A 13,633-nucleotide genomic window follows, 5' to 3' on the forward strand; every position below is an offset into this window, starting at 1 on the left:
ATTTAAAACGTTGAATTAGGGAGGCAACGATAAAAGGTTAAGCGTGCAAAATATTTTTTCACAAATAAAAGGAGATAGAGCAATATGGGCAATAGCAACACTATTGGCGATATTTTCATTTTTACCAGTTTATAGTGCTGCCAGTAATTTGGCATATGTTGGTGGTACAGGTAATACCTTTTCTTTTTTTGTGAAACACTTTATGCATCTTTCCTTAGGTTTTGCAATAATGTATGCGGTTCATAAAATTCCGTATAGGTATTTCAAAGGACTTTCAATGGTGTTGATTCCTGTAGTTTTAGTACTTCTTTTAATTACAATTCTACAAGGCTCAACTAATAGTCAAGGTACAAACACAAGCCGTTGGATACAAATTCCAATTGTAAATATGTCGTTTCAGACATCAACATTTGCGGCAGTTGTTTTAATGGTTTATGTGGCTCGATACCTTTCTAAGATTAGAGAGAAAAGTGTAAGTTTTAAAGAAACTATTTTACCACTTTGGGGACCAGTATTTTTTGTTCTAATTCTCATTCTTCCTGCTAATTTTTCTACAACAGCAATCATCTTTACTATGGTAATGATGCTGGCCTTCATAGGTGGTTATCCAATAAAGTATCTCGCAGTAATAATTGGTTCAGGTTTGTTGGCTTTGGTGCTATTTATTTTGGTGGCAAAAGCATTTCCAGATGCCATGCCAAATCGTGTAGATACATGGATGAGCAGAATTGAAAATTTTGCAAATGGAGAAGACACAGAAGAAGATTATCAAATTGAAAAAGCAAAAATTGCAATCGCAACAGGCATAAAACCATTAGGTCCAGGGAAAAGTGTTCAGAAAAACTTTTTACCACAATCGTCATCAGATTTCATATTCGCAATCATAATTGAAGAGTACGGTTTGTTTGGTGGTATATTTTTATTGGTAATGTATTCTTGGCTGTTGTTTAGGATTGTTGTGGTGTCGCAAAAAGCTGATACCACTTTCGGAATGTTGTTGGTACTAGGTGTTGGTCTGCCAATTGTGTTTCAGGCATTAATTAATATGGCTGTAGCAGTTGAATTATTTCCGGTTACAGGGCAAACATTGCCATTAATAAGTAGTGGAGGTACGTCCATTTGGATGACTTGTATGGCGATAGGAATAATTTTAAGTGTGAGTGCAAAACGCCAGGAAATAAAAGAAAATGAAGTTTTGGAAGGTGATAATCCTTTAGATATTTTAAGTGAAACAATTTAATGAGTAACTATAAATTCATATTGTCAGGTGGTGGAACAGGAGGTCATATATATCCTGCCATAGCTATTGCTAACGAATTAAAATCGCGTTATCCAGATGCTGAATTTTTATTTGTTGGTGCTTCAGATCGTATGGAAATGGATAAAGTGCCACAGGCTGGTTATAAAATTGAAGGACTATGGATTTCTGGTATTCAAAGAAAATTGACACTGAAGAATTTAATGTTCCCTTTTAAGTTGATGACAAGCTTGTTAAGATCCAGAAAAATCATAAAAATATTTAAGCCTGATGTTGTAATAGGTACTGGTGGATTTGCAAGCGGACCGCTACTACAAATGGCAACATCCAAACATGTACCGTGTTTAATACAAGAACAGAATTCGTATCCAGGAATTACTAATAAATTATTAGGCAAAAAAGTTGATACGATCTGTGTGGCTTATGATGGTTTGGAAAAGTTCTTTCCAAAAGAAAAATTAAAGCTTACTGGTAACCCAATAAGAAAAGACTTGTTAGCTGTAAAAGGTAAGCATATTGAAGGTAAAGATACTTTTAAGCTTATTCATAGTAAGCATACATTGTTGGTGTTAGGTGGTAGTCTTGGTGCAAGAAGAATCAATGAGTTGATAGAGGTGAATCTCGATTTTTTTGAAGCCCAAAATGTACAGCTCATTTGGCAATGTGGTAAGTTGTATTATGATAGATACAAGCAACATAATGACTTAAAACATGTTCAGGTGCATGCCTTTCTATATAATATGGATATGGCATATGCGGCTGCAGATGTTATTATTTCGAGAGCAGGTGCGATTTCGGTCTCGGAACTATGTATTGTTGGTAAGCCAACCATTTTTATACCATCGCCTAATGTGGCAGAAGATCATCAAACAAAGAATGCGCTTGCTGTCGCAGAAAAAAATGCAGCAATTTTAATAAAGGAGAGTGATTTAGATAATGACTTTCAGAAGCAATTTTCTGAATTGATTTCAAATGAAGAAAAAAAGTCAGAACTAAGTAAAAATATTGAAGCCTTAGCATTGGTGAATGCAACCAATGATATTGTTCATGAGGTTGAGAAATTATTAAAAAAATAAATGAATCTAAAAGCTATAAATAACATCTATTTTATCGGTATTGGAGGTATCGGTATGAGTGCATTGGCTCGTTATTTTGTGGCTAATGGAAAACACGTTGCTGGCTATGATAAAACACCTTCAGATATTACAGCGAGTTTGCAAGTGTTGGGTGTTGAGGTTCATTTTAATGATAGTATTTCAGAGGTTAAACAAGAGTTTCTGGGTAAAGAAACGACTTTGGTTGTGTTTACACCAGCAATTCCAAAAAGCCATTCAGAGTTAAACTACTTTAAGGATAATGGTTTTAAGGTGTATAAACGCTCTCAAATACTTGGCGAAATTACGAAGCAAACAACCTGCCTTGCTGTTGCGGGAACACACGGTAAAACCACGACGACAAGCATTTTAGGACATTTATTGAAGGAGTGCGATGCACCAGTTACAGCATTTTTAGGTGGAATTAGCGAAAACTATAACTCTAACTTAATCCTTAATGGTACAGAGGTTACGGTAGTTGAGGCAGATGAATTTGATCGTTCTTTTTTAACCTTATCGCCAGATTTGGCGTGCATCACCTCAATGGATGCAGATCATCTCGATATTTATGGTGATGCTAATGAACTTACAAAAACGTTTAAAGCATTTTCTGAATGTATAAAGCCTCATGGTAAACTTTTTGTAAAAAATGGGTTGCCATTAAAAGGCATTACGTACGGTGTAGATGACAACGCTGATTATAGCGCAAAAAATATTAGAATAGTAAATGGTAGTTATGTGTTTGATGTACAGACACCTAATGGAATACATAAAGATTTTCAATTTAACCTACCTGGTAGACATAATTTGTCGAATGCAATAATCGCCTTGGCGATGGCTGCTGACTACGGTTGCCCTTACAACCAGCTCGCCAAGGGTTTAGCATCTTACAAGGGTGTTAAACGACGATTTACATACCAGATTAAAACTGAAGATTTTGTATTTATTGATGATTATGCCCATCATCCTGAAGAGATAAATGCAGTGTACCAAGCGGTTCGTGAAATGTATCCTGATAAAAAGGTGTTGGCAATTTTTCAGCCGCATTTGTACAGCCGTACCAGAGATTTTGTTGATGGTTTTGCACAGAGTCTTTCAAAATTCGATGAAATATTGCTCTTGGATATATATCCAGCAAGGGAATTACCGATTGAAGGAGTGACATCAGAATGGTTGTTAAGTAAAATTGAAAACCCAAATAAAAAGCTGATTTCTAAGTCAGCTATTATAGATGAAATTAAAGTTTCTGATGCAAATGTTGTTTTAACAATAGGTGCTGGAGATATTGGAGTAGAAGTAAAACATATAAAAGAAGCCTTTAGTGTTGCGAGCTAATCTTAACTACATAAAAGTCATAGTATTGCTAATTTTGGTTGGCTTCCTTTTTGCGTTTTCTAACTACAGAAATGACAACCGAAAAGTGTCTGAACCAAACATAGAATTTACGGGTGAAAATAAGTTGTTTATTACAGAGTCAACTGTTAGTAAATTGTTAATACAAAATCAAGCCGCAGTTACGGGACAACCCAAAGAAATTATAGATTTGAACGATTTAGAAGCTGCCCTAAATTCTAATCCAATGATAAAGAAAGCAGAGGTGTTTATGTCAGTAAACGGTAAGCTTTCAGCAGAAATTGAACAAAAAAGACCTATCGCTAGAGTGCATACTAATGCATCGTATTACATAGATGATGAAGGCTCTTATATGCCCTTGTCTTCAAATTTTGCAGCTAGAGTGCCATTAGTTACTGGTAATATTAAGAAAAATAACCTCAATACAGTGTTTCAATTTGCAAAGGCTGTAGACGAGGATGAATTCTTAAAAAAACATGTCATTGAAATTCATCAAAACGATGATGGAACCATTGATTTTAGAATTAGAAAAAGCAATTTTAAAGTTCATTTAGGAACCTTAAATCAGCTTCAAAAAAAGATAAATAATTTCAAAGCTTTTTATCAGAAGGCTTTTAAAGATAAGATTTTAGATAACTATAAGCTTGTAAATCTCAAATTTGACGAACAAGTGATTTGCACCAAAATTTAGACTATGGACAAGCATCAAATTTCGGTAGGTTTAGATATAGGAACCACAAAAATTGTGGCCATGATTGGTCGCAAAAATGAGTATGGTAAAGTTGAGATACTTGGTGTAGGTAAATCCAAAAGTTTGGGAGTGCATCGTGGTGTTGTAAACAATATTACACAGACGATACAATCTATTCAGCAAGCAGTACAAGAAGCTGAAGCTGCAGCATCAGAAAAAATTGAAGATGTAACGGTTGGTATCGCAGGTCAGCACATTCGTAGTTTGCAGCATAGTGATTACATCACCAGACCAAATTCTGAATTGGTTATTGATGAAACAGATATTGATCGTTTAATAAACCAAGTTCATAAACTGGTAATGCTTCCAGGTGAAGAGATTATCCACGTGTTACCGCAAGAGTTTAAGGTTGATGGTCAGGCAGAAATCAAAGAACCAATTGGTATGTATGGAGGAAGGCTAGAGGCTAATTTTCATGTAGTAGTTGGTCAGGTGTCATCGATTAGAAATATTGGTCGCTGTGTTAAAAGTGCAGGATTAGATTTGGAAGGAATCACGTTAGAGCCCTTAGCATCCGCAAATGCAGTATTGAGTCAGGAAGAAAAAGAGGCAGGAGTGGCATTGATTGATATAGGCGGTGGTACAACCGATTTAGCCGTATTCAAAGATGGTATTATTCGCCATACAGCAGTAATTCCATTTGGTGGAAATGTTATAACAGAAGACATTAAAGAAGGTTGCTCAATTATTGAAAAGCAAGCTGAATTATTAAAGATAAAGTTTGGCTCAGCTTGGCCAGGCGAAAATAAGGATAACGAAATTGTTTCTATTCCAGGGTTACGAGGAAGAGAACCAAAAGAAATTACCTTAAAAAACTTGTCGAAGATCATACATGCCAGAGTGGTAGAAATCATAGAGCAGGTTTATGTAGAAATTAAAAACTACGGACACGAAGAGCAAAAGAAAAAACTAATTGCAGGAATTGTTTTGACAGGAGGCGGAAGCCAATTAAAACATTTAAAACAATTAGTAGAGTACATCACAGGAATGGATACCAGAATAGGATATCCTAATGAGCATTTAGCTGGTGACAGTGATGAAGATATAGCTAGTCCTTTATTTGCTACAGCAGTTGGTTTAGTAATGGATGGTCTTAAGCGACAAGATCGTAAAAAAGCTGAACAAGTTGTAGAGGAGGTTGTTGAGGCTGAAGCGGAAGGAACAATTTCTGAAACGCAACAAGACATCGTAACAGAAGAACCTAAGAAAGAGCGTCGTTCATTTTTAGATAAGTTAACAGAGCGTGTTAAAGAGTTTTTAGACAACGCAGAATAGATAATTAATTAATCAAGATATATAAAATCCCATAATCTCAAAAAATATGAGTAATAGCAACGAATTTGGAAACATCTCATTTGATTTACCAAAACACCAATCTAACGTTATCAAAGTTATTGGTGTTGGTGGAGGTGGTAGCAATGCCATTAATCACATGTTTCAACAAGGTATTAAAGGTGTAGATTTTGTAATCTGTAATACAGATGCACAAGCGCTTCAAAGTAGTGGTGTTCCAAATAAAATACAACTAGGAGTTAACTTAACCGAAGGATTGGGTGCTGGTGCTAATCCAGACGTAGGTGAGCAAGCAGCAGTAGAAAGTTTAGAAGACATCCGAAGAATGCTAGATACCAATACCAAAATGGTATTTATCACTGCTGGAATGGGTGGAGGTACAGGTACTGGTGCAGCGCCAATCATCGCAAAAATGGCTAAGGAATTAGATATTCTTACTGTTGGTATCGTTACTATGCCATTTCAATTTGAAGGTAAAATGCGTAATGAGCAAGCACAACGTGGTATTGAAAACCTTAGAGAGCATGTAGATTCACTTATTGTTATTAATAACAACAAGCTACGCGAAGTTTATGGTAATCTTGGCTTTAAAGCAGGTTTCTCTAAAGCAGATGAAGTCTTATCAACAGCATCAAGAGGTATAGCAGAAGTTATAACACATCACTATACACAAAACATCGATTTACGTGATGCTAAAACAGTATTGAGTAATAGCGGAACAGCCATTATGGGATCGGCTACAGCTTCTGGTCAGGCCAGAGCGCAAGAAGCTATTATGAAAGCTTTAGATTCGCCATTACTTAATGATAATAAAATTACTGGAGCTAAAAACGTATTGTTGCTTATCGTTTCAGGTTCTCAGGAAATCACTATTGATGAAATAGGTGAGATTAACGACCATATTCAGAATGAAGCAGGTCATGGTGCTAACATTATTATGGGTGTTGGTGAAGATGACTCTTTAGAAGAATCTATCGCAGTAACAATTATTGCAACAGGGTTTGATATCGATCAGCAAAACGAAATTTCTAATACCGAAACTAAAAAAGTTATTCATGCTTTAGAAGAAGAGGTTATTGAAGAAGTAAGTACTCAAGAAAAAGAGCCTGCCATTATTACACCAGATATCGTTCTTGAAGAAAAGAAAGAAGATCCAATAGTGCGTCATACACTTTTAGATGAGGATGATACAGAGACTTCAATAGAGCATAATATGGATCTAATTGCTACTACAGATTTATTGAGAAATATGGATGTGGTATATGATGAAGTATTAGATACTAAGGCCGAATTAAATGTAGAGCCAGAGGAATTCATTATTACACCAATTGAAAATAAAGTCGAGCCTATTATTGAAGAACAAGAAGAGCAGATTACATTAACTTTTGATTTGCCTTTATCTAATAATGAACCAGAAACAATTGAAGAGCCAGAGTCTGGTGAGGAGATGATGTTTTTTAGTTTAGATGAAGACGTAAAAGACATCAATGTTAATGAGCCTGTAGAAATTATATCGGTAACAGAAGTTAATGAAGAAGGAGAAAAGCGTTACGCGCTAGATGATGTTGAAACTTATGAGTCTTCAATAAATACAAAGGTAGAGAAAGAGGTTAAAGAGGAGATTGTTTTTGAAAAGAAAGTACTTCCTGTTGAAGAAACAGAAGTCATTTCAGAGGATGAAATTGACCCAATGAACAGTCCGATTTCAGATTTAATTAAAGCACGTGCAGACGAACGCAGAAAGCACATGAAAGAATTTAACTATAAGTTCAATACGGCTAAGATTGATGAAATAGAAAAAGAGCCTGCTTACAAAAGACAAGGTGTTAATTTAGAAGATGCGCAGCACTCTTCTGAGACCAATGCGTCTAGACTGTCTGTTGGTACAGATGATAATGATGACATTCAGTTAAGAAGTAATAATTCATTCTTACACGATAACGTAGATTAATAGCAAATTCAGTTTAGTGTTATCACACCAATGTCAAGCCCAAAAAGTACCCTCAAACTTTTTGGGCTTTTTGTTTTCAAAGGTTCTGAATCAAGAAGAAACCTAACTTTTTTAGTATCTTCGCACTTCTAAAAGATTAAGGTAATTATGAGTTTACAAGATAACGTTATGTCTGCTATGAAGACAGCCATGAAAGAAAAAAATCAAACAGCATTAGCAGCATTAAGAGCTGTAAAATCTGAGATATTATTGGCTAAAACTGCATCTAATGGTAGTGATGAGTTATCAGAAGAGCAAGAGATAAAGATTCTTTCTAAAATGGTAAAGCAACGTAAAGACAGTGCAGCCATTTTTCAAGAGCAAGGACGAGATGATTTGGCGCAACCAGAATTAGACCAAGCTGAAGTAATAAGCCAATTTTTACCAGAAGCTTTAAGCGAAGAAGAAATTGAGAAAGTTGTTGTAATGACCATAGACAGTATTGGTGCTGAAGGTATGAAAGATATGGGTAAGGTTATGGGTATTGTGAGTAAAGAGCTGGCAGGTCAAGCAGACGGAAAGACAATTTCTACAATTGTAAAGGCTAAGTTGTCTAACTAAAAATTGGCCACGTAGCTCAGCTGAATAGAGCACTGGATTTCGGCTCCAGCGGTCGTAGGTTTGAATCCTACCGTGGTCACGAATACATACTTCAATAAGAAAAAATGCCAAGCTTGCTTGAGCATTTTTTTGTTTGAAGTATGTTCAAAGCGGAGCGCAAGGGATGCGCCAGCAATCCTTTGCGAAACGATTTGTTAGAGAAGTTAATTTATAGCCAAGCTTGCTTGAGCATTTTTTTGTTTTAATACATGTTAGGGCTAGTTTAAGTGTTTTATTTCTATATTTAGACAATGATCTTAATCTACCTCCAAGAAGCTCAAAATCCTGAAATTAATCCTACCTTCAGGTTAATCTTAGTGGTTATATTTTTCGTTGTATTAGCAGCAATGTTGTTGTTAAGACTTTATAGAGTTGTTGAATCTATATATGTAGATAAGTATAATAAGCCTTTATTTTTAAATACTATTATATTTAAAAAAGAGCTAACAAATCAGCAGCAATCAGTTTTAAGTAATGAATTTGATTTTTATAATAGACTTAATAAAAAAGAGCAAGACATCTTTAGACATCGTTTAGCAACGTTTATTAATAAAAAAGAATTTATAGGTAGAGAAGGCTTAGTAGTAGATGAAGAAATGAAGACCTTAATCTCTGCCACAGCAGTAATGTTAACCTTTGGTTTCAGAAATTACATTATCGAATTGATAGATAAAGTAATAATCTACCCAACAGCATATTATTCTAACTTAAATGAAACTTACCATAAAGGTGAAACAAATCCGCAATTAAAGTCAATAGTATTTTCTTGGGAAGATTTTAAAAAAGGGTATCACATAGGTGATGACAATTTAAATTTAGGAATCCATGAGTTTGGGCATGCAATTCATTTAAATGCATTTGGAAAAACTGACATAAGTAGTGAGATTTTTAGAGGTGGCTTCAATAAACTGGCTAGTTATCTTCAAGACCATAAAATGGTTAGAGATAATTTAATAACCTCAAAATACTTTAGGGCGTATGCCTATACCAATCAGTTTGAGTTTTTTGCTGTACTGTTAGAAAACTTTATAGAAACACCAAATGAGTTTAAAGGTAAATTTCCAGAACTTTATGATTACATGAAACAAATGTTAAACTTTAATTTTGCAGGATACTAAAGACTAAGAAATAAGCATTATTTTTGAAGTAAAAGCAACTATAAACTATATATGAAAAGAATATTAGTAACAGGCGGAGCAGGATTTGTAGGTTCACACCTCTGTGAGCGTCTCCTGAATGAAGGAAATGAAGTTATATGCCTAGATAACTATTTTACTGGTTCCAAACAGAATATAGAGCATCTTATGGATCATCATTATTTTGAATTGGTGAGGCATGATATCACTAATCCTTTCATGGCTGAAATTGATGAAATATACAATTTTGCTTGTCCGGCATCTCCTGTACACTATCAATACAACCCTATAAAAACGACTAAAACCTCTGTAATGGGTGCTATAAACATGTTAGGATTAGCAAAACGAGTTAAAGCAAAAATATTACAGGCGTCAACAAGTGAAGTGTATGGAGACCCTACAGTACATCCTCAGCCAGAAAGTTACTGGGGAAATGTTAATCCTATAGGATCACGTTCTTGTTATGATGAAGGTAAGCGATGTGCTGAGACCTTATTTATGGACTATCATAAGGAGAATAAGGTAAAGATTAAGATTATACGTATTTTCAATACTTATGGTCCAAGGATGCATCCACAAGATGGAAGAGTGGTGTCTAATTTTATAGTGCAAGCCTTAAAGGGTGAAGATATTACGATTTTTGGGGATGGTACACAAACCAGAAGTTTTCAATATGTTGATGATTTAATTGATGGTACTGTTAGGATGATGAATACTCGCGATGGATTTATAGGTCCTGTAAATATTGGTAACCCAAAGGAATTTACCATGCTTCAATTAGCAGATGAAATAATTGACCTAACAGGTTCCAAATCTAAAATTTCATATCTGCCACTACCAGAGGATGATCCTATGCAACGTCAGCCAGATATAAGTTTAGCGAAAAAAGAATTAGGAGGATGGGAACCAAAAATTAATTTAAGAGAGGGATTAAAAAGTACAATCAATTACTTTGATGATTTATTGACCCACGAAAGCTAGTTTCTAACATATTATTAGTGTATAAAAAAAGTCTCTAATTTAGAGACTTTTCTATTTTTTTTATGTTTTCAATGACTACCATAGTGCGAATACAGCTTGTATATGGGTTTGGTAATGATTATTATCTAATCCACTTTCTGAATGGTCTAATGCAAATTTCCCAATAACTTGAGCTCGTATCCCAAATGTTTGTCTTCTATTTAACCAAAATAAAACACCACCACCTAAGTTTAGTGATATATTAGTTTCGTCGATATTAAAAAATCCTACTCCAGCATTTCCGTAAAAATCAATCCACTCAGCCGATGGGAAAATATGCTTTCCGAAATAATACTTAGCGTGAGTGTCAAAAGAAAAATAAGTGTAGTCTTCTTGTAATATTGCACCATCAATCTTGTCTCCTTCAGCAAATGAGTTTAAAGTAAAGGCTTGTTCAATTGATAAACCAGACGTCCAACCAACTTCTACACCAAGTGAAATAGGTAGGTTAATGGCCCAGTCTGTCATTCCATTTACAGGTGATCGTGTTCCAGCACTGTTAACAGCATTAAGACCTACACTACCAAACCATTCAGCAGAATCAGATTGGCTGTAAGAATTGAACGATAACGTCACAAGAGCTGTTAGTAAAAGTAATTTTCTCATGAAAAATTTATTTTAAAAATCAAAGTTAAACTTTATGGCTTATAAAACAAATAAGATATTAAGTTATTATAGTTAAATGTAAATATAATTAAGAGTTTTTTAAAACAGACCTTATATGTGTGAAAATACGTTTTCGGTCTTTTAATAATGCGGTTCTATAGGCTTTATTGTTTATAAAGTAAGGAACTCTACCAATGATCACCCATAAAAAATGAACAACCTTTATAAGCTTATTCCAAAATTTGTAAAAGTCGAGATGCTTTAATTTATAGTTATAAAATTTTGTTGTAAAATTTTCACATCTGTATTTTTCAGGGATGTCTATAAAAAAGATACCCAATAAATTGAAGTAATTTTTAATAACCTTACTATTGCTGTCCATGAATGAACAATCTTTTTGTTGCAACATCACTAGACTATCATACGCTGACCTAAAGCTTATGCTATTGTATAAGCTACCTTGGTCATTTATTTGATAATTGAGAATGTTGTGAAGCAATAAGTGCTTTAAAGAAGGTGTCGCAATAGTATTATTAAACTGCTTAGATAACAGGATATTAGAACTGTTCAATGCCTTGTTCTTGTAAGATATAAACAATTTTCTATGCAATTCTACAGCGCAAATATAATTATCGGTCTTAAGTCTTGGCAAGTGTTTGTGCTCAAAGAAATCGTTACCAAGCGTCTGTTCAATTGGATAGTAACTATTGTTTTGCAATACCTTAAAAGCCAAATCAAGCTGATCATTAGCTACTAAAATATCAATATCTCCAAGCATACGCTCTGCAATAGCATCATAATAGCCGCCAGAGATAAGTGCTGCACCTTTTAAGAAGACGTGTTCTATTTTATGAGAATTCAACAACTCAGATAGTGTATTAACTTGCAATGCTATTTGATTGTTTCTCTGCTCGTTAAGTACTGTAATTTCTTTAAGGTAAGTCTCTAATTCTTCAGGCAAAAGATGTGTGAGTTGTTTCGCCTTTAAACGACAGTAGATAGCAGGTAACACTAGGTGTTTACTACCTTCAATTACAATGTCATCCCAATCAAATGCTTTATTGCTAAGTGTCTCTTCTAACGTCTCATTAGAAGACTTAAAGCTTAGAATATCTGCTATATGTTGGTATGTAATGGCAAGATTACCCATTAATGGAATTAATTGGTATTAAATATAACTAATATTAATGGTTGTTAATTTGCTTAAAGTAATTCGTAATTTCATTTATAACACTTCCTGTATTGCTATAGGTTAATTTGTAAGTAGGTGTTTGAGATAGCCAATCTAAAAATTGTTTTGCATGTAAAGGCTTTGGTGATAACCATGATTCAGGAATCAGAGTCTCTAAGGCTTCTTTAATCGATATCGATTCAAGAGACGTTTCACTATCTTTAATATAGTTTACCATTATGATTGCGCTACATGGATAACGGTCTTTAACCGGATTTTTGCAAGGTAAGTATTTAATGATACCTTTACTTTTATTAAAAAGCGTATTTGGTAAGTCATCAAAGTTACTAACCAAAGGACGCAATAAATCAAAAGCTCCTTCTTTTAAAGATATTGCTGAAGGATTATAGTAAATATGAGAATCTGAAGCGAGCATAGGGGAGACATCATCAGCTACTAATTCAAAACCCTTAGCAGTTAGCAATGCGCATAATGTGCTTTTACCTTTACCAGACACTCCAATAAATAAAATAGAATGTTCACCATCTGAAATTGTAGACCCATGGAACGTGCCTAACCAATCCGATTCTTCTTTATTGTGAATATAAGAAAGAAGCTCCATTGCAAATTTGCCTTGTATAAGATGATAGTCGCGTTTTGGTACTGTACGCACCAATGCTTCATTTTTAAACAAACATAGCTGATCATTTTCAATGTAAACATCATAGATGATATCTGGTATTAAAAAATCATTGGTCTCCAAATGAGCTATACTGGGATGAATGGTTTTCTTAACTAAATCCGAATCAAAGTTGACTTGAAAGACTTTACCGTTAAAGCTATAATTTTTGAAGATTTGACGTTTAGATGCATTGAATGAAGTGTCTAATTCGCCAATATCATCAACTTTAGTATTGCATTGCTCTAAATAAGAAATTAAGTTTTTAACAACTAGATTAGCATCTGTACTTGAATCAACAGTTGTTAGTTTTGATTTAAATGTATCAATTGATGAACATTCTAAATAATCGTGTAGGAGATTTCTAAAATCATCATCTACAACACTGTAAACGTTAGATTTTTCGTACCAAAGCAACCAATAAGAACCAAACAAACGTTGATATGTTGGTGCCAAGTTCTGCTTCAAACTTTATTGTAAATTAATCAAATGGATTTCCTCCTGGATCAGGTGGAGAAGACGATTGCGCTTTAAGTGGATTTAAAATCACAAAAGTACCTACAGCTGTTAATGCTGCGTACTTTCCCATTTTTTTGATGGCGTCTTTACGTGTGATTTTGTCTGTATTGTTGTCTTTTTTCATGGCCAAGCCTAGATTTGGTTCAAAAATAATAAAATAATT

13 protein-coding genes and 1 tRNA gene are annotated in these 13,633 nt (G+C 34.4%); 10 read left to right on the forward strand and 4 right to left on the reverse strand.

Annotation, left to right across the window (positions count from 1 at the left end):
* Positions 1–43 precede the first annotated feature (43 nt).
* The 10 genes from ACXAFS_RS04390 to ACXAFS_RS04435 all read left to right on the forward strand — a co-directional run bounded on the left by ACXAFS_RS04390 (position 44) and on the right by ACXAFS_RS04435 (position 10,456).
* Entirely contained in the window at positions 44–1,240 is a 1,197-nt protein-coding gene (locus ACXAFS_RS04390) for an FtsW/RodA/SpoVE family cell cycle protein (RefSeq protein ID WP_475305544.1), read from the forward strand.
* On the forward strand, positions 1,240–2,334 hold the full coding sequence (murG, locus tag ACXAFS_RS04395) for an undecaprenyldiphospho-muramoylpentapeptide beta-N-acetylglucosaminyltransferase (protein WP_475305546.1): 1,095 nt from the start codon (positions 1,240–1,242) through the stop codon (positions 2,332–2,334). The genes ACXAFS_RS04390 and murG overlap by 1 nt, the downstream gene beginning before the upstream one ends.
* A complete protein-coding gene (gene murC / locus ACXAFS_RS04400; RefSeq protein ID WP_475305547.1) occupies positions 2,335–3,687 on the forward strand; it encodes a UDP-N-acetylmuramate--L-alanine ligase in 1,353 nt (450 codons plus the stop codon).
* On the forward strand, positions 3,674–4,396 hold the full coding sequence (locus ACXAFS_RS04405) for a cell division protein FtsQ/DivIB (RefSeq protein WP_475305548.1): 723 nt from the start codon (positions 3,674–3,676) through the stop codon (positions 4,394–4,396). Before murC ends, ACXAFS_RS04405 begins: the two co-directional genes overlap by 14 nt.
* A 3-nt stretch (positions 4,397–4,399) precedes the next feature.
* The gene (gene ftsA / locus ACXAFS_RS04410; RefSeq protein ID WP_475305549.1) at positions 4,400–5,731 is read left to right on the forward strand and encodes a cell division protein FtsA; all 1,332 of its coding nucleotides are present in this window, start codon (positions 4,400–4,402) and stop codon (positions 5,729–5,731) included.
* 46 nt (positions 5,732–5,777) lie between these two features.
* A complete protein-coding gene (gene ftsZ / locus ACXAFS_RS04415) occupies positions 5,778–7,700 on the forward strand; it encodes a cell division protein FtsZ (RefSeq protein WP_475305551.1) in 1,923 nt (640 codons plus the stop codon).
* Between the two features lie 147 nt (positions 7,701–7,847).
* On the forward strand, positions 7,848–8,300 hold the full coding sequence (locus tag ACXAFS_RS04420) for a GatB/YqeY domain-containing protein (protein WP_475305552.1): 453 nt from the start codon (positions 7,848–7,850) through the stop codon (positions 8,298–8,300).
* A gap of 5 nt (positions 8,301–8,305) precedes the next feature.
* Positions 8,306–8,379 (forward strand) — tRNA-Arg (locus ACXAFS_RS04425).
* A 211-nt stretch (positions 8,380–8,590) separates the two neighbouring features.
* Positions 8,591–9,457 carry a zinc-dependent peptidase gene (locus tag ACXAFS_RS04430; protein ID WP_475305553.1) on the forward strand — a complete coding sequence of 289 codons (867 nt, stop codon included), beginning with the start codon at positions 8,591–8,593 and terminating at the stop codon, positions 9,455–9,457.
* Between the two features lie 51 nt (positions 9,458–9,508).
* Positions 9,509–10,456: a UDP-glucuronic acid decarboxylase family protein gene (locus ACXAFS_RS04435; RefSeq protein ID WP_475305555.1), complete on the forward strand. Its 948-nt coding sequence runs from the start codon at positions 9,509–9,511 to the stop codon at positions 10,454–10,456.
* 75 nt (positions 10,457–10,531) lie between these two features.
* On the opposite strand, the gene ACXAFS_RS04440 is transcribed toward ACXAFS_RS04435, so the two are convergent.
* From ACXAFS_RS04440 to ACXAFS_RS04455, 4 genes are all read right to left on the reverse strand, one after another.
* A complete protein-coding gene (locus ACXAFS_RS04440) occupies positions 10,532–11,101 on the reverse strand; it encodes a hypothetical protein (protein ID WP_475305556.1) in 570 nt (189 codons plus the stop codon).
* A gap of 88 nt (positions 11,102–11,189) precedes the next feature.
* Entirely contained in the window at positions 11,190–12,251 is a 1,062-nt protein-coding gene (locus ACXAFS_RS04445) for a nucleotidyltransferase family protein (protein WP_475305558.1), read from the reverse strand.
* 34 nt (positions 12,252–12,285) lie between these two features.
* Positions 12,286–13,419, reverse strand: coding sequence for a hypothetical protein (locus ACXAFS_RS04450; RefSeq protein ID WP_475305559.1), 1,134 nt, complete (start codon positions 13,417–13,419; stop codon positions 12,286–12,288).
* 13 nt (positions 13,420–13,432) lie between these two features.
* Entirely contained in the window at positions 13,433–13,594 is a 162-nt protein-coding gene (locus ACXAFS_RS04455; RefSeq protein ID WP_171032473.1) for a hypothetical protein, read from the reverse strand.
* Positions 13,595–13,633: the final 39 nt, after the last annotated feature.

Source organism: Winogradskyella sp. ABM4_392 (genome assembly GCF_056160445.1).